Here is a 23,813-nt window from a genome sequence, read left to right as displayed (position 1 = left end):
ACTCCTTACATGTAGTAGCATTTGTGCTTAAATTTGATTTGTTGCATAGTTTTAGTACTGTGGAACGTGTTCCAACCAGGTAATAGGGTAGGTTGACGTTTACCTATGTTGTAATCATCAATATTTAAGCCATTCCTATATGTGTGACGACCGTCAAATTTAATAACATCGCCTGAACGTAGCTCTAAGCCTTTGATACTGATAACATCACCACTATTTGTCATGTAGAACGTAGCACCTGATTTATCATCTTTAGCCACGTTTTCTCCTAAAGTTATTTCGACAACGCTATCTTGATTGAATTGGTTAATCTCTACGGTACCCTCATAATAAATATCAACAATTTTAACATTACGAAATGTATACTTACGCTTATTACTATTCACATCAAAGTCTACATTGTCCGATACTGCCCATTTTTCCATACTTAAACTTTCACTTTCAAAGTCGGTACTGTAACCAATACTTTCAAAGTAGGGTAATTCGATTGTTTCAAATTCTAGTTCAATTTCCCCGGCAATTTGAGTAGTGTCTATTGATACTTCGGTAACTAAACCTACATAGATTTGTCGACCGTCTGTATACTCAAGTTCAAACTCTTGTTTTTGTGGCTTGAACATATCTTCAAAGCGAATAGTTAAGTCAGGTGCGGATAATTCACGTAAATAAAAATGACCACGTAACAGCGCTTGAAGATTAGACTTCAAATGTGTTACTTCGGCCATTTTCTCTACTTGATACCTTAATCTAAGGTTTACTACTTTCTTTTCTTCATACTCAAAATTGAAAAAGCGCCCTTGTAACCGGTCTGTTTTATCAAACTCCCGGCTATACCCGGCGCCTTTCACATCATATGAGATAACTTTAAGTGCAGTACCAGTAAAGCGATTATTACTGATCATATACTTGTTTTTATCTTTAATGATTTCAATATCGTGTGCTATCAATAATAATCACTCCTTAAATACCAATACTTGATACTTTACCGTTTTGTTCCTCAATATATGACTTAATATATTCAACATCGCCCTCGTTGCGCACAGTTACATTAACGATAGGACGGTTGTTCTCTTGCATACTATGTCTAACATCTTTAGTCATATGTGCATCTAATGAGCCACCTAAATTACCAGATATTCCGTCTAAAAAGTCAGGTTGCAAGTCTGCGTTGAAAGCGTCCATTACTTTTAATGCTGCTAATCTACTTTCTCTTGCAGCTTTTCCGGCAAATTGTGAGATACCCATACCTAGTCCAGTCATGCTATCGTTACCTAATTGCATGAATTTACGTGAAGGAGAATGACTATCTAAGGCACTTTTAGCAGCACTTAAAGCGCCTTTTGCAGCATTCCATGCAGCTGCAGCTAAATCTCTAGCTTTTTGAACAATACCTCTTATCATTCCGGCTATCATATCAACACCGGCTTGAACAAAATCTCCGATAAAACTACGTACTCGGCTTAATGCGTTACTCATGCCATTTCCAACGGCACCAACTACTCTAAAGAAACCACTCACAACGCTAGATACAAATCTAGCCATAGCGCCAATAATGGCAGTTACCCATTGTGCGCCAACTGAGATAACTCTGCCTAATGCAGACGCCATATGTGCGCCGACGGTTGCGACCACTCTAATAAATCCACTTATAACAGATACTAAAAATCTAGCTACCGTGCTAATAATAGATGAAACCCATTGTGCACCTACGCTCATTACGTAATTGTAGGCTTGTACCATTTTGTTCCAAACGGACTGTGCCATTTGACCGAACCATTGCGTTACACTATTCCAAATTTGAGTAACGTATTGAACGATTGTTGACCAAATTTGAGACCAACTTGTGATATTCGTACCAAGAATAGAATTTAGACTTGTAAATATAAATTGTGATATTTGCGTCCAAATTGAGACAATTGCATTCCAAATAGTCATCATTACGTTTTGTATTGTAGTTTGTAAAGTTAGCCACGCACCCGAGAAGTCACCTGTCAACAGTTGAATAAATGCTGTAAACAAACCAACAATTAATTGAATAACTGATGATATAATGGCACCAATAGCAGTAAAAACGACTGATACAGCTAACCATAACGATTGGAATGCACCAATTACTAACTGAATGGCGCCCATTACCAAACCACCTAATACTTGCATAATAAACGAACCGACTTGTTGTAGTAACGGCATGATTGGTTTTAACGTTTGTTGGATAGATGCCCACAATTGAGTAAACCAGTTGATTATACCTTGTATCGCCCCAGAAATCGCGTCTTTAATACCATTCCAAGCATCGATAATCATATTTCTGAAGTTTTCATTTGTTTTCCATAGGTAAATTATGATGCCCACTAATGCGATAATAACGCCTATTACCACCCAAACTGGCCAAGTGATACCTGCTAACGCTGCACCAACTGCCTCAAATGCGCCTGCTAATAAAGGTAATACTTTTTGTATTGCGCCTATCGGGTTCATTAAAAATCTAAACGCTAATTTAACTAATTCTAGTGCTTTAGTTAAGAATTTAGTTTTCCCTACGAACTCTAATATTTTTTTAGCTACTTGGAATAAGCTAGTACCAAACACATTTGATAATACAGTACCAACCGCTATCACTGGTGCCATTAAAGCCCAGAATATACCACTCAAAATCATAAGTACGCCCATGATTTTAGCGATTGCCGGATGTGTTTCGAACAATTTAGCAATAAAACCTGCAAAAGCAGTAACAACACGTAAGATAACGCTTGCTATTGGCGCCATTGCAACGCCAAACGCTACTAAAGCACGTACAATATTGCCGATTAATTGCATAATCACTGGTCCATTTTGTTGCACATAGCTAATAAACTTCTTAAAGCCTTCTGATTTTCCGACTTGTTCGGACCATGTTCTAAATTGACTAGTTAATTTAACTAACCAATCAAATATACCGGCACTATTTTGTGCAAATGCGCCCATTAGGTTAGCTATGCCCATAAAGACATTGCCGAATATCTGCCCTATTTTAGGTAGATTAGTTTTTGTATACTCGATAAATGCTCTAATAGCGTTTTGACCTGCTACACTATTAGCCCAGTTTTGGAACTTTTTACCTAGACTGTCTAAGCCTTTAGCAGCCCATAAAAATAATGGTCCTAACTGTGTAAATACATTAACCAAACCGTCACCAAAACGTCCAGCAGCACTTAATAAAGTATTAAATGTCTTAACGCCTGTCGTGTTCATCATGTTAAAGAATTTAGAGGCAGTTTGACTGTTTTGCGCCCATTTTAAAACACCTTGCGACGCTTTCTCCATACCAGTAGCAACGCCTGATAGGAAAGGTCTCATTTTGCCTAAAGCCACATTGACTGAGTCTAAACCGTTAGCTAAAGTATTAAATATTTGAGCTTGGTTTTGCTTGATAATACTTTGCCATGTTGATTTAACTTGTTCTAATGACGCTTGATAACGTCTTGTTTCTGCAGTAGCTTGTAGCGTACCGTCTTTTAACATTTTCAAAGCACTAATTGCCATGCCACCAAATGCAAATGCACCTGCTCCTGCAATAGCAAACGCTCCGGCTAAACCAACTACGCCACTTGCTAATACACCAACGGCATTAAGTACTGCCATGATTGCAGGTACTAAACCTGCGATAACTGGTATCAAGCCTTGAATGCTTGCTATCATTAAACCTTTAACATGTTGGCTAAAAATAGTACCAAACGTTCTAATTTTAGTAGCTAAAGCGTCCATTTTATCGCCATATTCGTCTAAAGATTGACCTAAAGCTCTTGTTAACACTTGTGCTCTAGTCATTCCTCTAGTGTCAAAATTTACGTGCACTGTTTTATCATGCAGTAACGCTAACATTGCTTTAGCGCTAATCACAGAACGCTTTAAATTATCGTTATCACCTTTAATATCTACCTGTTTATCACGAATACGTTGCAATTCTGCTTTAGCAAAAGATATCGCACGTTTAATTGGATTAGTGTCTCCGTCAATATCCACTTTATGTTCTCGCCAACGTTGAGCCAATGCTTTGGCTCTGTTTAAAGCTCGTTTAAACTTATTAATATTAGCAGTAACTTCGGTTTCAATCTCATCAGGAATACTCGTTTTAGCTAATTGTTGCGCTTTTCTGATATTCCTTTGAAATTGACTAATAATTGCAGTTACACGAGCTACAAAGTTCTTTTCCATTGCTACCCTCCCTTTTGACTTGTGTTACGCATTTTATTCATAAACTTACGTGTACCACGTTTCTGTACTTCACGATTACGTTTATTTTGCGCTAGCTTACGTTTCTTCATTCTTTCGTATTCATCTGCATCGCCACGCACTTCGTAACGAGCGCGTTCGATTTGTCGTTGCATACGTTTTAACGATTTACCAGCTTGTACTAGGCCATTAGCTTGCGCTCCAAATAACATATTTTCTTGTTGATCTAGTAAGGCTTGTTTACTACCAATAATCCAGTCTTTCCATTCATTCGGTGTCATAAGCATCAACTCGTCATAGGGTAGGTAGCCTATGTATTGACTGGTTAATTGTCGTATTTCTGAATAGTCTAGTAAGGTAGAACGCCCATGATTTCTTTGTAGTTCAATTTCATGAACTCGATACCATTCTTCGTTGTTTCTTTCTCGTCTTCTTTGACCATAGTTGGCGCTTCGTTCATTTGTACCCAGAATAGACGTGATTTTTGCTTGAAAAAACCGCTATTATTCATTACATCTAATGCACCTTGTAATAATTCAAGCGTATCGCCTTTATCTTCAATAACTTCCATTAAAGTAATTTCGATTTGCTCACGTGAAGGTGCTTTCTTGCTTAAATAAGCAGTAGCGCATTCCCAAAAGTCTGCAATAGCATTAGTGTCACGCTCTAAAATACTGTTATAGATAGCATTAAAGCCACTTACAGTAGTTTTGCCACCTTTACCGTCATCTTCTTCTTTTGAGAATTGTTTCGCTTTGTGGTCGAATGCAAATACTGCTTTTGCCTCAATTTCTTCTCCGTTAATGTTTAATGAAGTGATTGGATTAATTGTAGTTTCAGTCATATTTTTTACCTCTTTCTAATTTTTGTACAAAAAAATAGAGGGCGTTATGCCCTCGTATTATGCGCCTGTGCTAGCTTTGCGATTTTCGAAATCGCCTTTGTATTGGCCCATATCTTCCCATTCAACTGTAACTGCAGCTGCACTAGGGTTAAGCCATTCGGCAGGTAATTCATCAGTGCTACCGTCTGCACTATTAAATTTAACTTTAGTTGTTACTTCAATTTTGTCATCTTCATCGTCGAATGACCATTCATGTTCTTCAACAATGATGTACGCAAAAGTGCCGTGATATTTACCCTCACGCTTTTTAGTTTCCCAAATCCATAAGCGTAACTGCTTGAATAACTTAACTGATTGTTTTAAAGCCTCTTGCCCAGGGTCTCCCGGAACTTTATCAATCGTTAGCTTAATTTCTTCTTCAACAGAATTTCGACCATAGTCTTTTTTGCCACCTTGTATCATTTCGGCTAAGTCGTTACTAATCGTATGACCGCCCTCTGATAAGCTAGCTAATAAAATAGCGTCTTCTTCTTTCAAAGTGCTAGCTAACGCCTCATCAGCAATTTGAATTGCTGCAATATATTTATTCTGAGCCATTTAATACACTCCTTTTTCTAATATTGTGTCTATATTTATAAACAAGCCGAATGATACCGTGCTTAGTGTACTGGTCTATATCAGTTATCACTTCTTGTGTATCAATTCGGCTCTTAATAAATGTATAGTTGTTAATTTCATATTCTCTATTTAGTACAAAACCTAAAAATTGTATGATTTGCGACGCCTCATCACGATTGTATGCTTGGCTATATACGTGGAACGTAATACCAACATCTTCAACCATGCTTGTGGTCATTTCATCATTTGTAACGCTAGTTTCCCCAACTATAATATATGGGTACTCAGCGTCTTTTTGTACGCAATCAAATACCCTACCACCAAATTGATTATTGATGATAGGGTTATTGAATAACTGCATATATAGTTCGTTATATAACTCTCGTTCTACTGATACCCACATATTGTTAACCGCCCTTTATGAAAAATACTTATTGAAATATGCTCTACCTTTATCAATTGCCGGTTCCCAGAAAGGTTGGGCGTGTTGTCCTTTGGTCGTATGCCAATTACCGTTAGCGTCTTTATAGCTCCACGGTACCTTTTTCGCACGACTACCTCCGGGACCAGTAGCATAAATACCAGTCCCATAGTTCACATAGATAGCGTATTCTGCGCCTACATTGATAACTCCAGTCATGCCACCGTCTTTAAAGTCCATTGATACGCTTTCTCGTAAGAAACCAGTATCAGCAGGCATTAAAGCGATAACTTGATTGTGAATAGTCGTTGTAGTTTTAGCTATACCTTTCTTAACCCAATTTTCCATTTCTTCTCTATAATCTTCCAATTCGGCTACTAAGTCCCAATTACCGTATTTAACCTTTGCCAATAGGACACTCTCGCAATCGTGTTAGATTAATCTCGTTTTGTCCGCCTTGGTCGACTGGCTCGCCTATAACTTCGTAAGTTTTGCCCTGATACTTGAATAATGTTTTGTTAGTGATTGGCACGCTGTACGGCGTATATAGGTTTCTGTCGTATTGGTTGTCCATTTGGTAATACTTTAGTTGTTCAGAAGATGTAGGCGTATCCATAAAACCTTTGATTGTTTGTTCGCTTTTAAAGCGCTCTCTTTGTTTAGGAGGCACACCTACTACTTCACGTTTGCCCATTTGGATGACATGTGGGAATTCGTCAAATGGATTAAACATAACGCTTACCCCAACTTAACTTACGATAAGGTTTAAGGTAGTTGTATGTTGTATCGGGCAGATTAGTTACAAACGTATAGCTAACCGTTCCCATTGTGCGTGACTGTACATTGCTAGTAGCACTAAACTTAATGCTTTCTGCGATGAACTTTTGAACGCCAGTAGGTAACGGTTCTACAAAAGTACGATTGCAATAATCATCTGCTATACCTTTATACATTTCAATAAGTTTTTCGATAGTCTCATCATTATCAGTGTTATCAAGTGGCAATTGATTAATTAGTTTGACGTCTTGCGCGTCCATTATTTACCACCCTCTAATACCTCAATCAATTCAGACTTTTTCATATCAGAAAAGCCCTCAATTCCGCGCTCTTTAGCAAGTTGTTTCAGTTCTGCTACTTTCATATCAGAATAGTTAACTTGCTCCTCTACACGCTCAATTAAAGGCTTATTTTGACGGTTATTGCTAGTGGATAATTCAGTTAATCGTTCATCACTTACATTTAAATCTTTACGAGGGAATGTATCTCCTACGTTGTACTCATAATCGTTATCCTGTAAGTCTGTAAAATACTGGATTACTTTAAACATGCGTTACTACCTCCTAATTAAGCTCCTGCGTCTGCACCTTTAGTTACTTTGACTGCTTTAGAGTCATCGTATAAGTAAGCTACATAATGCTTATCTGAATATAATTCAGTTGTTTTAGTAGATGGTACACGTTCAGTTTCTAAGAAGAAGTCACGTTTTGTGATTAATTTAACCGCACCGTGTTTAGCTAAAATAGCTTCGCCTTGCTTAATTTTATTAGAACGTACAATAATAGCACCTAACGCCTCGCCGAACGCACCTTTAACAATAATGTTATCGCCTAATTGAGTAGCACGAGTAAAGTTATCTGACGCACTAGCGCGTAATTTACCTGCGTCTAATGGATTAACGAATAATACCATTGGCTCTAAATCTTCATCGTTAAACTTGTCGATAGCCGTTTGCAAGCCCTCTAATTTAGTAATATCGGCGTTTACAGTTAATGTAGCACCTTGTAAAGCCTCTAATACATCATTATCTACTTTGTTAGCAATCGCTAAGCCGTGTTGACGTACTTGTTCGCCTTTAGGGTCGCCATAACCTGATAATAAAGCCTCATCTGTAATAGATGTACCTTTACCAATCTTGCGAATTTTAGCCTCACGCTTTTTAGTTTCTAATTGGTCTACTGGAATTTTTTCCCCCTCGCCAATCACTTTAGCGTCTCCGCTGTAAATAAATGCTGGGAATGTTAATGTATCGCCTGGTTGACCAACTAATGTTGAGTCAATGTCCGCGAATTGTGCAAATCTCAATTTCTTATCTAATTCTGCTTGCATCATAGGTGCTAATACTTCTGGTACGATCATTGTACTGACTTTTGTCATGCCTTCTGCCATATTTATAACCTCACTTTAATTAGTTTTCAGCAAGCCTGTCATAAGTCGCACGGTCATTTACAAATAGCTCTGTGCGCTCATCAACAGACATACTGTCGAATTTTTCTTTCGTAATTCCTGTTGGTACTGTGTCGCCGTCTGTTGGTGTGTTGCCTGTTGGCTTAACGTCGGCAAATAAATAAGGTTTAGACTCTTTAAGCGACTCAATCGCTTTATCTAAACCTTTCACAGTACCGTCATCTTGCAATTCTAGTTCGTCTTGATTAACGAAAGCTAGAATATCGTTAGCGTCGTTAGCCTCTTTGGCAACTGCTAACTTAACAGCGTTATTCAGTTGTGATTTGTTGTACTTATCTTGCCACTCTGCATTTTTATTTTTTAATTCATCGAGTTCTTTTTGTAACTCGCTATCATCTTTTACAGAGTCTTGTAATTGAGCAATTTGTTCATCACGGTTAGAAATCTCGGCTTTCAATTCATCGATTTCAGTATTTTTATCATTCAATCTAGAACGTGGTACCATTCCTGATTTTGACTCATCAATTGCGTCGATAACTTTCTGTTTATCGATTTCTCCGTCTTTAAATTGCCCTAATAATGCGTATAAGTCCATGTCTGACTACTCCTTTTCTACGAGTTTAACGTGCAACGCCACGAAAGATTTGGATAAAAAGAAGCAGTTTAACGACATGCTAAGGTCGAGTGGTAGGTTACTAGCCATAAAAAATAGCCAACACGATTAAGTGTTAGCTTGTTTATAAAAAAACTACAACTTTATATTCTGGTTAATCTATATTTTCTATTAATTCTTGTATCTCAGGATTGTTTATTGATAAATTGACGTTTACTTCTCTTCTTTGTAATTCAATAATTTCTTTATACAAATCTCTAATACGCTCTAATTTTTCGATTGCCTCATTAGCATCTAGTTCTACTTTTGCATTTAAATTCATACTATTTACCACCTTTACGTTTCATCTTTTCTCTTTTCATACGTTCCCAATACCTGTATCTAACTTTAGGTATTACTTCGGTTTTACCGTCATCATTACGCACTCTCATTGTTGTAGGTAATTCATCTTCATCGAAATAGTAAAGTAATTTACAACGACAATTAATATTCTCTCTTGCACTGTTCACACCGACAAATAGTTTAGGCGCTTGTCCTACGCAACCACTAGACTTGAAGTTTTCTCTGATAGGGCGTTTAGCCCCGTCTAAATGTCTATGTGTATCACGCGTGCGATTATCTTTGACTGCGTCCCACATTTTATACATAGTCAAACCGTTATCTTCTGCGACTAACGCACTATCTAATCCTGCTTGTGACATCGCTCTACCTGCCTCCGTACGCGCAACACGTAAAGATTGAGCTTTAGTCATACCTATGTCATCACGTAACGCTTTAGCTATCTTAGTATAGCCCTCTCCACTCATAATACCTTGTGTGATGTGTATGCGTATCTTCTTCAACACTTCATCACGATGTTTTTGCAATGTAGGTATTAATTTTATAAATTCAATTGGTTGTTCTATTGCTGCTTGTATCGTTTTAGTATTTGGTACATCAAATTGCATTGATGCTTGACTTGCCATTTCATACAAAAATAGGCTCATCATAAACTTTTCAATATAAGCGTTCTGTTGTGTCTGTTTGATTGTTTTAGCTACTTGGCTATAATCATCAGTCAACATTTCTGCTATACGATTAAGTTCTTTGTTGAGCCTGTTGTATTTATTAAATTCAGTCCACGTAACGTATACATCGTCTGACTGGTACTTTTCGAACATGTCTGCTAACTCTTGTTTAATTGCTTTCAAACGTCTAGAGAAAAGTACTTCGATTTCCTTTTCTGCTTGCTTAATCAACTTATCAATATAGTTATCAATATCATTCTGGTTCGTTATCTTCGGATTGTCCTTGCTCATTAGCAATACCTCCGTCTATATCAGGCAATTGTTGATTAAGTTCAAGTTGTTCTTGTTCTAATCTTTCAAGTTCTGCTTGTAGATCTTCAACGTAAGGGTGGTTTTCTAAAACAGTTTCATGCGATACAACACCCATAGACGCTTGAGCCATATTAACTTGTAATTCAGTATTAGCTACTTTGTTGTAATTAAAGCTAATTTCCACATCTTTATAATTACCTTTTATATTAAAATGTTCATAAATAAACCAAAGTAAATCTTGAATAGCTACTTTAGTTTTACGAGCTAATTTATCTGCTTTAAGATTTAAATTAGTGTATAAAAATTCTAAAGCTACACCACTAGGAGCAGAACCGAATTTATCCGAACTAAAATCTACTGCTTGACCAAATAGCATTACTTTTTGATACAACTCATCAAGATATGCTTTGCTGTTTTCTACTGGAACTTCAAGTTGAATAGTATCAACCCCACCGTCCTCAGTAACATTAATAGCTCCGTAATACCTCATTAATCTTTTGAATTCTGCTAAATCTTGGTCATTGTAATTTTTAAGTACATACGTTAATTCCGTTGACTCTTTGAACATATTAGATAAGTCAGATAAACGTCTGTTATAATCATCGATTAACGTTTTGTACATGAATATATCTGAAACTTCCAAATCGTTGTTTTTAAAAGGGATAAAAGGTATTTTACCCCAACCACCTGTACTAAAATGATTATGCACATTTTCTAAATCGTTAGAGTAATCATCGATTAATGTACCATTTTCGTAAACATAGTATCTAACCAACATGTCGTCCCAATATTCTACTTTTACTTCATTATCATATTTATAAATACGAATAAAAGCTTCTAGTTCTTCATGCTCTTTATCAGTCCAAATCGGTACTGATTGCTCAGCAGGCACTCTAAATAACTTAAATTCTCCTTTTTCGTTTAAATAAGGATGTAGCCATTCGATACCTTTATTACTAGCACCAGTTAAAACAGAATGTAATTTATCATCAAATCTATCTCCTAAAACATCATTGATTGTATCGATAATAGTATCGTCGGTATGTTTGAATTCGATAGGTTTACCCACAATGTAAGATACTTTTTGGTCTACTAAATTAGCATGAAAATTAGTAATGGTCCTACTATCTGGCTTTAATGGATCAATCTTGCCTGTTGCATCTCTCGGCTTAGGTTCTTTAATAATATCCGGTCTCTGCTCGTAATATTCTTGTCCGATTTGTATTTCCGGTATTTTACTTTCGTGATTTTTAATATACCTTACAATCATTTCTTCTAATGTTTCTGGTCGATTGTTGTTCTTAACTATCTCATCAAATATTTCAGTTTGAGTTGGACTATTAGGAAACAATTTATAACCCCCTTATTTAAAACCTGTTCCACTAGGTTTATTAGCTGTGTATATTGCATATCTAACGGCATCTAATGTATCATCATTAAGTTTAACTGGCTCATCTGCGTTTTCTTTCCATACATAGTTGTAAATTTCGTCTTTAAATAATTTAACTTTATCTTTAATAACGAACAGTTTGTTCAATTTGAATGACCTAGATACTACCTCAATGCCGGATAAAACAGATTTATCTGCATTTCTAGCTTTGAATTTTTCTTTTCTAAAACGTCTAACGTGTTCAGGCCTTGCACTATCACAGTAAAAAGTGATATCTCCATGACGTTTAATTACATCTTTAGCAATAGCTACCCAATCATCTATCTCTTTATGTCTATAAGCGTGTTCTTCTATAAGATACTTGTTATCATTAATATCTTCAGCTATTACCATAATAGTTCCATAATGGTCATAACCCCAATCGACGCCTGCATATTTCTTTTTAATTTGTTTGGTATCAAATTCTTCTTGAGTTATGTAATGTACATCTTCTTTGAAGTCTTTGTATACTACACCTTCTGCAGCAACCCATTTACCGTAAATATCACGTTCAGTAAACATTCCACTAGGCGTACTAGCTATAATACTTTCAACGTATTCGCTATCTAAAAATGTGTTATCAAACAATGTAAACTGAAAGGCTTTAATATTAAGTCTGCCATTGGATAGTAATTGTCCACTATTATCAATGTAATCTTTTTTAACTGGGTGCATAGGGTTTTCTGGGTTAGTATCAATCAGTATTCTAGCGCCTTTATAACTACAACGAGAAAATACCTCTTTGATAAACATATCGTGTAACGCTGTACCCTCATTTAAAAATGCACCTGCCGACGTAAATCCACGCGCTTTTTTCCACGCATCTGCATTTTGTCCGTCAAATACATATACTTTATTACCAAATATTTTAACTGCATTAGATTTATCAAGTTTTAATTCTCTACCTAATATAGCCTCCATATCATCTAACACGTTACGTCTAATTGAGGCTTGAGTTGCTCCACCAATAATAAAGTTAAGCCCTTTGTCTTTGTAACCTGCTATGTGCATTAAAAAAAGCAATATAAACACATATGTTTTTCCTGCACGTTTTGCACCACTCGCAATGAGTATTTTAGGTCTATCGTTGATAAAACAATTCCACACTTCTTGTTGTTTAGGATTAAGTATCTCGTTAATCATCTTCAACACCTGCTAACTTAATAAGTGCTTTAGCAACTTCTGCCTCTTGTGTATTATTTTCCGAACGATCCATTTGCTCGATTTTCTTCTCAAGCATTTTAATTTCAGTTTCAATCTTCTTATTAGATAGCTCATCATTAGCTAGAGCCATTCTGTTCATTCCGTCTAAACTAGATATAAAAGCGTCGGCAGTTGCTTTCTTTACTCCTTCTACTTCTATATCGTTCTTAGCCATATTTTTTAGCCACTCATACTCGTCAAAAGCCTTTTGGCGTGTCCATTTTGATTGTTCAGCTACTTCTTGACGCAATTCTTCATACCTTTGTATAACCTTTGTATTTTTCGATAATATACTAGCTTGGTTATCTATATACTCTTCCGACTTATTTTTAGTCGAATATCCTGCATCAATATAAGCTTTGCGTTGGCTCTTGCCTTCTATAAGTCCTAAAACAAAGTTCTCTTGTTTATGTGTTAATTTAATCAATTGTTTTCACGTTATCACACGCCTTTACGTTATTCACTCTAGTTATTTTAAATACAAAAAAAGACTACTCGTGTTGTCTCACGAATAGTCGAAATTCTATTGAAAGGAGTTAGGAGGTAAATCATGTAAGTTCACAAGAATCATAGCAATTGAAGTACCTACCCAACGGATAGGCACTCGAGCAATCGGTAGCTAGTATAAAACTATTACTACACATAATCACTCTAATTGAGTAACTCATCCACGTACCTCGAAAGGTACATTGTGGATAGTACTTACAAAACTATTATATAAAATAATTTAAACTTCTCATAATACTGTCATTTCAGTCATTTTTGTCATTTTCGTCACTGTAACAAGTATATTTTCTCTGCTAAATCATCTTTGCGTTCCATAAAGTTATTTCTATTTATCTTTGAATTAGGTAACTTCTCAATTATCTTATCTCTACGATAGCCTTTTTTAAGTAACTCAAGGAAACAGAAATCAACTTGCCCTAACTTTTGTTGTGCTTGATTAATAAACTCTACTTCCTTTAACATCTGTGCGTATCGTTTATTTACCTTTTCTAGACGTATCACTACATCTTCAACTTTACTCCCATTCTCTCCCTGCGCTTTAGGTAATGTTGCCTGTATGCCATATTGTGCAATTGAATTACTATCATATTCTAGTACGACATCTTCTAACACGTTACATTTCATTTTATATGTACCTATCATGTTGATGATTGCCTCTTTACTGTACATCTATTCAACCACCTCTAAATTAGGTTTGTGTTGTAATACACGACCACCACATTGTTTTGCATATTTTCTAGCTGCTTCTAAATCAAGATAGTTGGTAGCCTTAAATGCATCTCTGGTAAAAGTTAAAAAACCAGAAGGAGGTAGAACTTTATATTTTTTAAAATATTCGTAAGCATCACACTGTTCTTTTACTAGATAAATACCATTATTCACTTCAACTATATAACTTCCCATATTGTCCACCTCTTGTGTTTTTTTGGTTTCTAAGTTAGTTATGTGTTTTTCTAATTCAACAAGTTTTTTATCCAAAGAAATTTTATCTTTTTCTAGATGATAACATCCATCTTCCAAACTTTCGTTTTTCTTTTCTGCCTTGATCCACTTATACATAACAAACAACCATACAACGAACATTACTACATTAGAAATTATTAGTGTCATTCTGATACCTCCACATTCAAATGGATATGATCAAGTTGGTTAAAGTCCTTAGGCACATCGATATCATCTTCGGACTGTAGTTTAATAATAAGTTCGTTTGTTAGGTATTTACCTAATTCATACATGGCAATGATGAATAAGTTTTTAAGAATACGTTTATTCATTGTTTCTAACCTTCTTTCTAAAGTTTTTATAAGCTACTAATAATTTCTCAAGAGCTTCTTTAGTCTTTTGACCTTTAAATATTTTCAACGCCTACTCTTTACTGCTAGCCTCCACAATAGAGAGAGTTTCATTACTACGTGGTTTCTCAACATCTGTGTGAATATGACCTGTGCTGTCTTTGAATTGGCGTATTAGGTATTGCATTATTCTACAACCTCTAAAATCTCATGTTTCATTCTGTATTCTTTGACGGTACCATAGCAGCGTTCTGCAATATCCATGGCACTATCTAAATAAGAGGTTTTAGTAGCTTTTTTTATGTTTTTAGTGAAACTATATGCATTCCCAAATGCATTTGTTGATACGTACAAGCCACTCTTTATTTCAATAATATATTTCTTGTTATTTTTATTATCTTCCATTCTCACTCACTCCTTAACAAAATATTTTTAATATCAGCCATAACCACAAACAAAGAATTAACACGAAGAAAGATAATGTCATTCTTATTTCACTCCATGCTATATCATGTACTGTTACTAGTATTGAATATAAAAAAACTTTCACTTCCCCAGCACCTCTTTCACTTTTTCTTTTTAAATTTCAATGTCACTACATCTCTAAAATGTTGATTTCTTGTATGAGTTTCTGACAGTTTATAATTAGTTATCATTTCAATAACTTCATAATCTACTAGGTTCAGACGATATATATGAATATTGGTCTCATCTTTACCGTTAAATAATCTTTTTAATATTTTTATCGTAGGTTGTTCAAAGTCTTTCACTTCTTTAACACCTCTTTTACTTTTTCTAATATGTCCTTTTTAACATGGTCGATTTCGACCACTTTAGAATTAAAAGCCTGTTGATCCAAACCCGTCTGTCCCTCTCTCTGACACATAACTAAACTCCTCTACTTCTTTTAACTCTGGTGTCCAAATAGGTACGATAACGAGTTGTGCGAGTTTGTCGCCTTTGTTGATTTGGTAAGTGCCTGCATCAAGTGTTTTATCCGTATAATGTATTTCACCTTCAATATCTTGATACACATCTGAATCAATAACAAAATCTTGTCTGTCATTCTTAATGTTAATCTTCATATTACCCTGGAAACCTGCATCTATCTTGCCTGTTTCAATTACTAAGTGTGTTTTACTGCTTACACCACTTCTTGATGTTAGTAAGCCAACATACCCCTCTGGAATGTTCACTGCTATGTCTGTTTTAATCACTGCTTTTTCTTGCGGCTCAAGTATCACTGTTTCTGCTGCGAAGATGTCGAAACCAGCGTCTAAACGGTCACGTGTTGGTTTAGTTGCGTTCTCTGATAATTTGATAAATTCTAATGTGTTAGTCATTTATTGTTCCTCCTTAAATTTTCAGAATATAGTTCAGCTTCTTTCGGCGACATATTCTCCATACCTGGAATACTTTTATAACCTTCTTCTGCAAAGTATTCTTCTCTCGCTTGTTTTTTAATTTCTGTTAATAAATCTTTAAAGCTTTTTTCTTCTTTATTTTCTTCTTCTGAAGATTTATCTTTCAATTTTAAATTGTCATTCATTTATTGTTCCTCCTCATTCGGATAAAATTTAATCTCCATTTTATTACCATGCTTATCTCTAACTACTAATTCTACGTACTGGTCATGTGTCACGTATTTTCCAATTACACAGTTTTGTATCATTTGCATCATTTGCATGTGACTTTTAGCTTTCATCACTACCACGCTCCAAATCATCTAATAAATTTTGAAACTCATGTGTCCCGTCGAGTTCGTCCATGCGTCTTAAATGCTTACCTAATTGATACAACATACCTTTTTCGCATTCACCACTGGTTATTTCAACATCGTTTACTAACACTGGATACATTTCAACCATTTCTTTCTTTAAATCTATCCACGCCTCTGCCTTCCTTTTCACTTCTGCCATATCATTGATGAGTTCGTTGCGTTGTTGTTTATATGAATCGCGTTCTTTTTTGACATCCCAGTACATTTGCAATACTACACTTGCAAACTTCCCGGGATTTTCTGCAAATTTCGTGGCAATATATTTTACATTTTTACCAAGTTGTTGAAATTCTTCTAGTTTCATTCCACCATAGCACCGTCCTTCCAAAGTAACGTCATTGTGCCGTCGTCGTTTAAGTAGTAATAATTATAATCACTTCTATCTAAAAACTGTCCGATACTACAATGGAAATTTATATTAACTTCATTTAAATTGTTTCTATTGATAGATACTAATTTAGATATCTTCGTTTCTTTCGTAATTTCTTCTTCAACTTCTACTGTGAAAGTATCTTGTGGTAAATAAGGATAATTTCCACTAAATTCTGACCAGCCATTTAAATTAAATATTACTGATTTATAACTAGCTTGATCACACACAAACTCTCTATTTCTAATGTTGTTTTTAAACCCCCACTCAATCAATTCTGGTAATGTCATTTCTACTTTTCGTTTAATCTTTGCCATCCCTTACACACTCCCTATTCGTTTTTATATTCTCTCTATCAACCAACATTGTCACTCTACTTCCTGCCACCTTAACCACAAAGCCGTTGACACCTAGCTTGCGTAATTCCTGTTGTATTTGCGTAGGCGTCTTGCCTTGTGTGTTGTATCTGTATCGTTGGTTGATGGTTGATGGTTGATGATAATTCTAATGTGCTAGTTGTCATTTTCATCTACACCTTTACTATGTCGTATCTATCATCAATCTTTACTAACTCACTACCAACACGCACCATAAGATAAGGTTCGCCATCAAAGTTATAATTCAACTCTTCCACAATTGCTGGAAATGATGTTTTGGCTTTAGGATATTTAAACCAAATGTCATCACCTTTATTTAATTCATGCAATTCCATTCCGCTACCCCCTCTGTACGTTACCGTATTGATCTATTTTGACTTTGGCTACGAGATTGTTCTGTACTAGATTTTTAAAGTACCTAGTGTTCACTCTGTGTTTAGCCACTTCACGCTCCGCACGTTTAGCCCTAGCAATACGCTCTTCTCTGCGTTTACGTTTCAATGCTCTTTCATGTCTAAGTTCTGCCTGCTGAATCTCATACAACTGCTTAGCTGTTAATTGCTTTTCATTTCTTTCATACGTTTGCACCATAGCTGTATACTCCCTTTCCATATAATAATTCCGGACCTCTTAATCCTCTGTTATATCGACCACGTAAAGTAGTATGTGGTACGCTATATTTTTTCGCTGCATTTCTGAGTGAGATACGCTCTCCGTTTAAATAAACATGAGTTGCTCTAGGATTTTTACGCATATTTACCAACTCCAGTAAGCTTCTTCTATCCAAAGTTTTTCGTTATCAAAATCTGCTTCGTTAAGAATGTCTCTATCTACATTTTTATAAGCTACATCTATCAAGCGTTGCTTCTCTTCGTCAGTTGGATTATTGTCTGTTGATATAATAGCTTGCCCTTTAATTTCAAAATCAACGATTAATGTTGGCATTACTTCTTCAGCTCCTTCTTACGCTCCCTGCGTACTTTGATTAATTCTTCATAGCTTATCCATTCTTGACCTGTATATTTAGGTGCTTTACATACCCATGTGAGATATACGTCAGGATATTTGTATCTAAATAACTTTGCTTTCAATTTCGCTACTGGTGTTGGCATTCCTTTAACGTCTATAACTTCTATTAGCTTGCCGTCTTTCCACAGTGCAAAATCTGCTATATATTCTGTTTTACGTTGGTTATCAAATTTAGGTATTAATTCGTATCTAGGTTGCACTTCAATACGATCAAACATACCTACTTTTTGTTGTTTTTCTAATAGTTGGTAGTATTCACATTCGACTTTGCTATCGAATGTGATACCTTTATACTCAACTTTTTTAGCGTTGTACTTACTCATGTGCCACCTCTATATATCAAATATTGTTGCTTGTAGTCCTAATTCTTCTTCATACAGTAGCCCGTATGTCGCTTTAAAATGTTTTAGTTCACTATCTGTCATCTCTTTGCTTTCTGCGCTAAAATGAGCGCCTGTGAGCGATTTAACGATATTCAAATTAGATTGGTGCTTTTCTACTTTTATATCTTCTGTCCCGTCTGGTCGATATAGGTAATACTTCTCTAAGATAGCCATGTTTTATGCCACTCCACTTCGTTATAAATTTGTGACTTCACTTTTTCATAATCATCAAACGGCGATATTTTACGTTGCTCCAGCAAGCGTTTAGTTGCCCAACCTAGCTCAATAAAGTTTTTAGCTATGATTGGATCATCTCGGTAATCTTCTCGGTACAACTTCCCTAGCAACTTCTGAAAGTCAATTACCGTCATGTGGTAAACCTTTGTGTACGTTTATAGTATTCAAATTCAATCACGCCTGTTTCGCCGTCTTTATTTTTAGCTATGTTACATTCAACAGTTGATTTACCGAAATCGTCTTGTGCGTCTTGGTTGTAGTAATCGTCTCGGTACAAAAGCATGGCTAAACTTGCGTCTGCTTCTATACCTCCTGCCTCTTTCATGTCAGATAACATAGGACGTTTGTCATTACGTGTCTCTACACCTCTACTCAATTGAGATAATAAGACGATAATTGCTCCCGTTTCATTAGCTATTATTTTTAAGTCACGGGAAATCTTTTCGATGCCATTTCTGCGGTCTAATTTGACGTCTGTTTGCATTAATTGAAGGTAGTCGATAAATATTACCTGTTGCTCATCTTTGCTCTTTAATGCCTGTTTACGCACTTCCTGCGTAGTCACATTACTTTGAGTGTTAATATCAACATTCAGCTTCAAAATTTGGCTCGCAACGCTGGTTAATTTAGTGATTTCATCGGGTGTTAAATCTTTCATTTCTTTAATTCTAGTTAGCTCAATTCCAGTTTTAGTAGCTAACATTCGTTTTAAAATTGAAACGCCTGTTGTCTCTAAACTAAAGAAAGATGTTTTATAGCCCTGATTTGCGATATTAAGCATCATATTAAGCGCAAATGCTGTTTTACCTACTGACGGTCTAGCAGCGATTACAACTAACTGTGTAGGCTCTAAACCGCCAATTTTGTAGTCCATTAACGGAAAGCCTGTTTTGATTTGTGCTTTAGGTTCATCGCTATACAATTCTTCAACAAAATCATCAATAATCGCTTTAGTATTGCTTTCGTCATTAGCGCTAATCATCGACACATCATTTAGTCCGTTTAACATACTTTCAAAATTTTGAATGGTAGGTTGTTGGTTGAATTCGTTAATCACTTCATATGCTTGTGATATTTGATACAGTTCCAGTAATCTTTGTTGGTATCGCTCAAAAATCCCATAGCCTATGAATTCAGAATTATAAAGTCGCTCTATTGTTTCAAAGTTCAAAAACTCTTTATCTTCGGTGGTTTTTAAATAGATATCTTGGTGGTCCACTTTACCTACTTCAAACACATAATCTATAAATGTTTTTAAATCTTCGTTATAAAACATCTCCGGTTTAATGCGTAACTTTTCAACTAGATCAGGTTTTTTAAGTAGACTAGCGATAATCGTTTGTTCAATTTCTCGGCGTTCATTCATCGCTGTTCACTCCAAACTTGCTTATCGTTCTTTTAAATTCGTCTATCCTACGTTGACGTTCTGCTCTGTATTCAGGATCGTTAGCCATTTTATACCTGTGTTCTTTGATATCGTCTGGCACTTCTTCATACTCCAACTTTTTAGGCGCTTTTCTCATAATGCTAGGAAGATTAGGAGGATAAGGATTACCACTATTCATGTATTCTTTAACTGCTTTTTGAGTTAGTTCAAAATCTCCATTTTCACTTAATACTTCAATCCACGTTTCTAGCTTTGGTTTATCAAAATCTAAATTATATAAATGCCTGATGTTTTTAATAATCTCTAGTGCTTGTTGTTTAGTCATGCTCATTAGTTATCATTCAGCTCCTTTTCCATTGCTGCGATAACATCATCAGTTTCACTTTTCTTTTTAGGTTTAATTTTATTTTTTGCGTCTTCTTTAGTTTTTACGTTTTCTTTCGCCCAATTATTCAATACTTTGATTAGATAGCCGACATGACACCCTTTTTCTTTTGTGTAATCAGTAGCAACTTCAATGACTTCATCTGCATGTTCTCCTATATCATCAACTGCATATCCTATCTGCTCCATTTGATAAGGTGTTAGATTATTATCTAAGAATGTGATTACGTAATTAATTGCATTCGAGAAGATGTCATTATTTCTATCTTCTTTATTCTTATTCTTATATTCTTCTTCTCTTTCTTCTTCTGTATCGTTACGTAACGTTACGGTAACGTTACTTTCTATTTGGTTTTGTTTTTGTCGTTCTCTATAACGTTGTTGTCGAAGTCTATTCTTTTCGTTATGCTTACTTTTACTATCTAAACTTTGGTGTTTCTCCCAATTAGTCACTTTATATACGCCTTGATAGTCATCTATCATTCCTAATGTTTTAAATGTTTGTAATGCTAATCTGATAGAGTTAATAGGTCTATTAAATTCATTTGCTAACATCTCATCGTTATACGGTAAGTTTTCAGATAGCATAATGTAACCATGCTCGTTATACTTACCAGCAAGCGTTAGTAATTTGACCCAAACCGTAATGATTGTGTCGCGTTCAGGTAATGCCTCAATATACTTAATTTTGCTATCATCAAACATTCCAACTTTAAGTTTTATCCATGATACTTCAGCCATTCAATCGTTCTCCTTTCAACATTCGGTTGAGCCTATCATCTACATCAACCCAACTCTCATGTAATTTGTATTTCTCATTGAAACTATCCATGCCTATGTTGTGCTGCTCTCTGTGATGTTTTGAACATAAAGCTAATACTTTGTTACCTGTGTGATTAATCTTGCGTCTGTTACGCCCACGCCCTACAGCTTGATAATGTGCTAACTCTGAATGTGGTTTCCCGCAAATTACACAGTTACGATTGACCGTTGACCAATATAAAAATGATTTGTCTTGCTTGAGTAAGTCACTTGTTTTATATGCAAGTGGTATATCGTTGTGAAATATCCAATCAAGCGTGACTTCGATAACTTGGCTAGCTTGTGTACGTGTGCAGTCGCTTAATGAGATGCGCTTGTCGTAGCCGTAGTAAGTCCGAACGTATTCGATGAACATATGGCGCATGTAGTCCATAGGTTGCCCTGTATGAGCCTCTATGTCCTTTACAAGTGCAAATATCTTACGACGTTGTTTGTCAGTTATTCTGAAAGGGTCTACGACTCGCACACCTACTTCTACTTCAAACCCGTTATCGAGTAAGAGTGAAGTTTTGTTATCTAGTTCTACACCCTCAATGACGACGGTAGTTGTACCGTCATCTTGAATGATGTAATTTTTAATAATTGGCATTTAAATCAGTCCTAGAAAGGTAAATCGTCATCATCTATATCTGCATTGTTATTACCAAACGGATTATTGCCTGCTGGTGCTTGTCCTCGTTGTTGCTGAGGTTGGTTATTTTGTTGATTGTTATTCTTCGGCTCAAGGAATTGAACGCTGTCTGCCACTACTTCAGTTACAAATACACGTTGACCTTCTTTATTTTCATAACTACGAGATTGTATGCGACCATCAACGCCAGCTAAGTTACCTTTAGATAAGTAGTTGTTTACGTTATCGGCTTGTTGTCTAAATACAACTACATTAATAAAGTCTGCTTGTTGCTCACCGTTTTTATTTTTAAAGTTTCTATTTACTGCTAGTGTAAAATTGGCAACACTTACACCGTTTTGTGTTGTTCTAAATTCAGGATCTTTTGTTAATCTTCCTACTAATACGATTCTGTTTAACATTAGTCATTACCTCCAGTTATTTTTTTTGCATTGTTTTGTATTTTATTGATTATTTGTACTGCTTCATTTTCTGTTAGGTCGTAGTTTTTAACTCCAAATCGTTGCTCAACAACGTTTTGTGGCGCTTCATTTTTAGTACCTTTAATTAAATTTGTGAAGTTGCTAACTTCTTTTTTTAATGTCCCTATGGTTTGGTTACTCGCTTTTTGTGGATGTGTTTGTTTGCTTTTATTATTTTTGCCACTCGCCTCATTACCGTCATCATCTTGATCACTAGTAATTCCAAACACTGCACTCAATGAGTAACGACGCATGTATGTTAATGCTGAACCTACACCTTGTGCCGTATTCTTATCTGGTTTAGTTGTTGCAGGCGGAAATTCTATATATTCACCACTTTCATGTAGTAATACCGTTGATATTCCTACTAACCCGTTTTCTGTAGTGACTGGATATTGTGAGTAAGTTAAGCCAAATTTAGGTGCCACATCATCAATCGCCTCAACCACATTCTCAAGTGGTACATATTTGCTTTTGAAAAATGGGTTATTAGCGTCTTTCATAGGTTGTTTAACTTCTTTGTGGAAATTAGCTAACGCTTTGTTAAGTTCCGTTATACTTTCAGATTTATTCATCTACTTCACCACCAAACTAACAGTGTGTTTCAACTTCGCACCCGGTATTTCTTTGCCATTTTTCAAATCATCAGTAAGCATTTTAGAGTTAAGTTTTGGTGCTTGTGATACCCAGTATTCTTTAGGTATTAATTTTTCGTCTGTGACCTCTTTACTTGGTCCATTACTACGTTTGTAAATGTAGTTAGTAGACGTGCGGTACTTATCCAATTGACGTTGATCTAACATGTCTAGTAAGTAACCTTTTAAACGGTCCGATAAGTTTGTTTTCTGTTTTTTTATTGCTTGTAGACGTTTGATTTCTTTATCTATTGTTTCAACATCAGCATCTACCGAACGCTTTAAGCCGATTGTGTTATCTACTTTTATGTTCAATTCTTCTTCGATGCTATCCAATGTATCTTTTAAATCTTCGAATGAATAACCTTCATCAATCATATTCAAAAGTTGTGCATAGTCTGTTGATAAGTCGAATAAATTAGACATTAATTAAACACTCCCCATTGATTACTTTTTTAGCTAGTTCAAATTTATTTAGCATAGTGCTTTCATCGTTAAAACTGTAAATAGTAATGCTCTCATTGTCGTATTTATAACTTTGATGAATATGTGTAAAATCAACTCCAATATCCCCGTCTTTATATTTACGAAATTCTACATACGCATTTACATCCGAATTAAGTATTAATTCATTCAATTCATTAGCTATTTTTAATAGTTTGTGTCGCATAATTT

General features: G+C 35.5%; 44 protein-coding genes. All 44 read right to left on the bottom strand.

Annotated features, from left to right (window positions below; genetic code table 11):
• Nucleotides 1-5: 5 nt before the first annotated feature.
• The 44 genes from HS848_RS03300 to HS848_RS03090 all read right to left on the bottom strand — a co-directional run bounded on the left by HS848_RS03300 (nucleotide 6) and on the right by HS848_RS03090 (nucleotide 23,808).
• Nucleotides 6-947, bottom strand: a complete 942-nt coding sequence (locus tag HS848_RS03300; protein ID WP_198611252.1) for a phage tail family protein — start codon at nucleotides 945-947, stop codon at nucleotides 6-8.
• A 13-nt stretch (nucleotides 948-960) separates the two neighbouring features.
• The gene (locus HS848_RS03295) at nucleotides 961-4,194 is read right to left on the bottom strand and encodes a phage tail protein (RefSeq protein WP_198611251.1); all 3,234 of its coding nucleotides are present in this window, start codon (nucleotides 4,192-4,194) and stop codon (nucleotides 961-963) included.
• 2 nt (nucleotides 4,195-4,196) lie between these two features.
• Nucleotides 4,197-4,499 (bottom strand): hypothetical protein, encoded by a 303-nt coding sequence (locus HS848_RS03290; protein WP_198611250.1) that lies wholly within the window; start codon nucleotides 4,497-4,499, stop codon nucleotides 4,197-4,199.
• 62 nt (nucleotides 4,500-4,561) lie between these two features.
• Nucleotides 4,562-5,056 carry a tail assembly chaperone gene (locus HS848_RS03285; RefSeq protein ID WP_198611249.1) on the bottom strand — a complete coding sequence of 165 codons (495 nt, stop codon included), beginning with the start codon at nucleotides 5,054-5,056 and terminating at the stop codon, nucleotides 4,562-4,564.
• Nucleotides 5,057-5,113: 57 nt separating this feature from the next.
• Nucleotides 5,114-5,653: a phage tail protein gene (locus HS848_RS03280; protein ID WP_198611248.1), complete on the bottom strand. Its 540-nt coding sequence runs from the start codon at nucleotides 5,651-5,653 to the stop codon at nucleotides 5,114-5,116.
• Complete coding sequence (locus tag HS848_RS03275; protein WP_198611247.1) at nucleotides 5,640-6,077, bottom strand: DUF3168 domain-containing protein; 438 nt, start codon at nucleotides 6,075-6,077, stop codon at nucleotides 5,640-5,642. The genes HS848_RS03280 and HS848_RS03275 overlap by 14 nt, the downstream gene beginning before the upstream one ends.
• 15 nt (nucleotides 6,078-6,092) lie before the next feature.
• Nucleotides 6,093-6,506 (bottom strand): HK97 gp10 family phage protein, encoded by a 414-nt coding sequence (locus HS848_RS03270; RefSeq protein ID WP_198611246.1) that lies wholly within the window; start codon nucleotides 6,504-6,506, stop codon nucleotides 6,093-6,095.
• Entirely contained in the window at nucleotides 6,493-6,828 is a 336-nt protein-coding gene (locus tag HS848_RS03265) for a phage head closure protein (RefSeq protein WP_119526129.1), read from the bottom strand. Before HS848_RS03265 ends, HS848_RS03270 begins: the two co-directional genes overlap by 14 nt.
• Nucleotides 6,821-7,132: a phage head-tail connector protein gene (locus HS848_RS03260; protein ID WP_198611245.1), complete on the bottom strand. Its 312-nt coding sequence runs from the start codon at nucleotides 7,130-7,132 to the stop codon at nucleotides 6,821-6,823. The genes HS848_RS03265 and HS848_RS03260 overlap by 8 nt, the downstream gene beginning before the upstream one ends.
• Complete coding sequence (locus HS848_RS03255; protein ID WP_198611244.1) at nucleotides 7,132-7,422, bottom strand: Rho termination factor N-terminal domain-containing protein; 291 nt, start codon at nucleotides 7,420-7,422, stop codon at nucleotides 7,132-7,134. Before HS848_RS03255 ends, HS848_RS03260 begins: the two co-directional genes overlap by 1 nt.
• 17 nt (nucleotides 7,423-7,439) lie before the next feature.
• Complete coding sequence (locus HS848_RS03250; RefSeq protein WP_198611243.1) at nucleotides 7,440-8,261, bottom strand: N4-gp56 family major capsid protein; 822 nt, start codon at nucleotides 8,259-8,261, stop codon at nucleotides 7,440-7,442.
• Nucleotides 8,262-8,280: 19 nt separating this feature from the next.
• Nucleotides 8,281-8,874, bottom strand: a complete 594-nt coding sequence (locus HS848_RS03245) for a phage scaffolding protein (protein WP_198611242.1) — start codon at nucleotides 8,872-8,874, stop codon at nucleotides 8,281-8,283.
• A 172-nt stretch (nucleotides 8,875-9,046) separates the two neighbouring features.
• Nucleotides 9,047-9,214, bottom strand: a complete 168-nt coding sequence (locus HS848_RS03240) for a hypothetical protein (protein WP_198611241.1) — start codon at nucleotides 9,212-9,214, stop codon at nucleotides 9,047-9,049.
• A gap of 1 nt (nucleotide 9,215) precedes the next feature.
• Nucleotides 9,216-10,190 (bottom strand): phage head morphogenesis protein, encoded by a 975-nt coding sequence (locus HS848_RS03235; RefSeq protein ID WP_198611240.1) that lies wholly within the window; start codon nucleotides 10,188-10,190, stop codon nucleotides 9,216-9,218.
• Entirely contained in the window at nucleotides 10,153-11,562 is a 1,410-nt protein-coding gene (locus HS848_RS03230) for a phage portal protein (protein ID WP_198611239.1), read from the bottom strand. Before HS848_RS03230 ends, HS848_RS03235 begins: the two co-directional genes overlap by 38 nt.
• Nucleotides 11,563-11,574: 12 nt before the next feature.
• Nucleotides 11,575-12,783: a PBSX family phage terminase large subunit gene (locus HS848_RS03225; protein ID WP_198611238.1), complete on the bottom strand. Its 1,209-nt coding sequence runs from the start codon at nucleotides 12,781-12,783 to the stop codon at nucleotides 11,575-11,577.
• Nucleotides 12,776-13,270, bottom strand: a complete 495-nt coding sequence (locus tag HS848_RS03220) for a terminase small subunit (RefSeq protein ID WP_198611237.1) — start codon at nucleotides 13,268-13,270, stop codon at nucleotides 12,776-12,778. Before HS848_RS03220 ends, HS848_RS03225 begins: the two co-directional genes overlap by 8 nt.
• A 347-nt stretch (nucleotides 13,271-13,617) precedes the next feature.
• A complete protein-coding gene (locus tag HS848_RS03215) occupies nucleotides 13,618-14,019 on the bottom strand; it encodes a hypothetical protein (protein ID WP_198611236.1) in 402 nt (133 codons plus the stop codon).
• A complete protein-coding gene (locus tag HS848_RS03210; RefSeq protein ID WP_198611235.1) occupies nucleotides 14,020-14,460 on the bottom strand; it encodes a hypothetical protein in 441 nt (146 codons plus the stop codon). It abuts the gene before it with no gap.
• Complete coding sequence (rinB, locus tag HS848_RS03205) at nucleotides 14,457-14,624, bottom strand: transcriptional activator RinB (protein WP_198611234.1); 168 nt, start codon at nucleotides 14,622-14,624, stop codon at nucleotides 14,457-14,459. Before rinB ends, HS848_RS03210 begins: the two co-directional genes overlap by 4 nt.
• A 91-nt stretch (nucleotides 14,625-14,715) precedes the next feature.
• Complete coding sequence (locus HS848_RS03200) at nucleotides 14,716-14,829, bottom strand: DUF1381 domain-containing protein (RefSeq protein WP_232806060.1); 114 nt, start codon at nucleotides 14,827-14,829, stop codon at nucleotides 14,716-14,718.
• Nucleotides 14,829-15,047, bottom strand: a complete 219-nt coding sequence (locus HS848_RS03195; protein WP_198611233.1) for a hypothetical protein — start codon at nucleotides 15,045-15,047, stop codon at nucleotides 14,829-14,831. Before HS848_RS03195 ends, HS848_RS03200 begins: the two co-directional genes overlap by 1 nt.
• Before the next feature lie 161 nt (nucleotides 15,048-15,208).
• Nucleotides 15,209-15,412, bottom strand: coding sequence for a hypothetical protein (locus tag HS848_RS03190; RefSeq protein WP_198611232.1), 204 nt, complete (start codon nucleotides 15,410-15,412; stop codon nucleotides 15,209-15,211).
• Nucleotides 15,413-15,481: 69 nt separating this feature from the next.
• Nucleotides 15,482-15,985, bottom strand: a complete 504-nt coding sequence (locus HS848_RS03185) for a dUTP diphosphatase (protein WP_198611231.1) — start codon at nucleotides 15,983-15,985, stop codon at nucleotides 15,482-15,484.
• Complete coding sequence (locus tag HS848_RS03180; protein ID WP_198611230.1) at nucleotides 15,982-16,191, bottom strand: hypothetical protein; 210 nt, start codon at nucleotides 16,189-16,191, stop codon at nucleotides 15,982-15,984. Before HS848_RS03180 ends, HS848_RS03185 begins: the two co-directional genes overlap by 4 nt.
• Nucleotides 16,192-16,347: a hypothetical protein gene (locus HS848_RS03175; RefSeq protein ID WP_198611229.1), complete on the bottom strand. Its 156-nt coding sequence runs from the start codon at nucleotides 16,345-16,347 to the stop codon at nucleotides 16,192-16,194.
• Nucleotides 16,337-16,750, bottom strand: coding sequence for a hypothetical protein (locus tag HS848_RS03170; protein ID WP_232806059.1), 414 nt, complete (start codon nucleotides 16,748-16,750; stop codon nucleotides 16,337-16,339). The genes HS848_RS03175 and HS848_RS03170 overlap by 11 nt, the downstream gene beginning before the upstream one ends.
• A complete protein-coding gene (locus HS848_RS03165) occupies nucleotides 16,723-17,109 on the bottom strand; it encodes a hypothetical protein (RefSeq protein ID WP_198611228.1) in 387 nt (128 codons plus the stop codon). The genes HS848_RS03170 and HS848_RS03165 overlap by 28 nt, the downstream gene beginning before the upstream one ends.
• Complete coding sequence (locus tag HS848_RS12675) at nucleotides 17,096-17,275, bottom strand: hypothetical protein (RefSeq protein ID WP_332871285.1); 180 nt, start codon at nucleotides 17,273-17,275, stop codon at nucleotides 17,096-17,098. The genes HS848_RS03165 and HS848_RS12675 overlap by 14 nt, the downstream gene beginning before the upstream one ends.
• A 46-nt stretch (nucleotides 17,276-17,321) precedes the next feature.
• Nucleotides 17,322-17,504: a hypothetical protein gene (locus HS848_RS03160; protein ID WP_198611098.1), complete on the bottom strand. Its 183-nt coding sequence runs from the start codon at nucleotides 17,502-17,504 to the stop codon at nucleotides 17,322-17,324.
• Between the two features lie 4 nt (nucleotides 17,505-17,508).
• Nucleotides 17,509-17,760: a hypothetical protein gene (locus HS848_RS03155; protein WP_198611227.1), complete on the bottom strand. Its 252-nt coding sequence runs from the start codon at nucleotides 17,758-17,760 to the stop codon at nucleotides 17,509-17,511.
• On the bottom strand, nucleotides 17,744-17,923 hold the full coding sequence (locus tag HS848_RS03150; protein WP_198611226.1) for a helix-turn-helix domain-containing protein: 180 nt from the start codon (nucleotides 17,921-17,923) through the stop codon (nucleotides 17,744-17,746). Before HS848_RS03150 ends, HS848_RS03155 begins: the two co-directional genes overlap by 17 nt.
• Before the next feature lie 2 nt (nucleotides 17,924-17,925).
• On the bottom strand, nucleotides 17,926-18,114 hold the full coding sequence (locus HS848_RS03145; RefSeq protein ID WP_107635420.1) for a hypothetical protein: 189 nt from the start codon (nucleotides 18,112-18,114) through the stop codon (nucleotides 17,926-17,928).
• Entirely contained in the window at nucleotides 18,114-18,521 is a 408-nt protein-coding gene (locus tag HS848_RS03140; RefSeq protein ID WP_107635419.1) for a DUF1064 domain-containing protein, read from the bottom strand. The genes HS848_RS03145 and HS848_RS03140 overlap by 1 nt, the downstream gene beginning before the upstream one ends.
• Before the next feature lie 9 nt (nucleotides 18,522-18,530).
• Complete coding sequence (locus HS848_RS03135; RefSeq protein WP_198611225.1) at nucleotides 18,531-18,755, bottom strand: DUF3269 family protein; 225 nt, start codon at nucleotides 18,753-18,755, stop codon at nucleotides 18,531-18,533.
• The gene (locus HS848_RS03130) at nucleotides 18,743-18,952 is read right to left on the bottom strand and encodes a hypothetical protein (protein ID WP_107524850.1); all 210 of its coding nucleotides are present in this window, start codon (nucleotides 18,950-18,952) and stop codon (nucleotides 18,743-18,745) included. Before HS848_RS03130 ends, HS848_RS03135 begins: the two co-directional genes overlap by 13 nt.
• A complete protein-coding gene (locus HS848_RS03125; RefSeq protein ID WP_198611224.1) occupies nucleotides 18,949-20,184 on the bottom strand; it encodes a DnaB helicase C-terminal domain-containing protein in 1,236 nt (411 codons plus the stop codon). The genes HS848_RS03130 and HS848_RS03125 overlap by 4 nt, the downstream gene beginning before the upstream one ends.
• On the bottom strand, nucleotides 20,177-20,536 hold the full coding sequence (locus tag HS848_RS03120; RefSeq protein ID WP_198611223.1) for a hypothetical protein: 360 nt from the start codon (nucleotides 20,534-20,536) through the stop codon (nucleotides 20,177-20,179). Before HS848_RS03120 ends, HS848_RS03125 begins: the two co-directional genes overlap by 8 nt.
• Nucleotides 20,536-21,330: a phage replisome organizer N-terminal domain-containing protein gene (locus HS848_RS03115; RefSeq protein ID WP_198611222.1), complete on the bottom strand. Its 795-nt coding sequence runs from the start codon at nucleotides 21,328-21,330 to the stop codon at nucleotides 20,536-20,538. The genes HS848_RS03120 and HS848_RS03115 overlap by 1 nt, the downstream gene beginning before the upstream one ends.
• A complete protein-coding gene (locus tag HS848_RS03110) occupies nucleotides 21,323-22,000 on the bottom strand; it encodes a putative HNHc nuclease (RefSeq protein ID WP_198611221.1) in 678 nt (225 codons plus the stop codon). Before HS848_RS03110 ends, HS848_RS03115 begins: the two co-directional genes overlap by 8 nt.
• Nucleotides 22,001-22,011: 11 nt before the next feature.
• Entirely contained in the window at nucleotides 22,012-22,443 is a 432-nt protein-coding gene (locus HS848_RS03105) for a single-stranded DNA-binding protein (RefSeq protein ID WP_198611220.1), read from the bottom strand.
• On the bottom strand, nucleotides 22,443-23,078 hold the full coding sequence (locus HS848_RS03100) for an ERF family protein (protein ID WP_198611219.1): 636 nt from the start codon (nucleotides 23,076-23,078) through the stop codon (nucleotides 22,443-22,445). Before HS848_RS03100 ends, HS848_RS03105 begins: the two co-directional genes overlap by 1 nt.
• Entirely contained in the window at nucleotides 23,079-23,564 is a 486-nt protein-coding gene (locus HS848_RS03095) for a siphovirus Gp157 family protein (RefSeq protein WP_198611218.1), read from the bottom strand. It lies immediately after the preceding gene.
• A complete protein-coding gene (locus HS848_RS03090; protein ID WP_198611088.1) occupies nucleotides 23,557-23,808 on the bottom strand; it encodes a hypothetical protein in 252 nt (83 codons plus the stop codon). Before HS848_RS03090 ends, HS848_RS03095 begins: the two co-directional genes overlap by 8 nt.
• Between the last annotated feature and the right edge of the window lie 5 nt (nucleotides 23,809-23,813).

The organism is Staphylococcus caledonicus, from assembly GCF_016238465.1.
GTDB lineage: Bacteria > Bacillota > Bacilli > Staphylococcales > Staphylococcaceae > Staphylococcus > Staphylococcus caledonicus.
The sequence above is the reverse complement of the archived record's forward strand: the minus strand, read 5'-3'. Positions and strand labels throughout refer to the sequence as shown.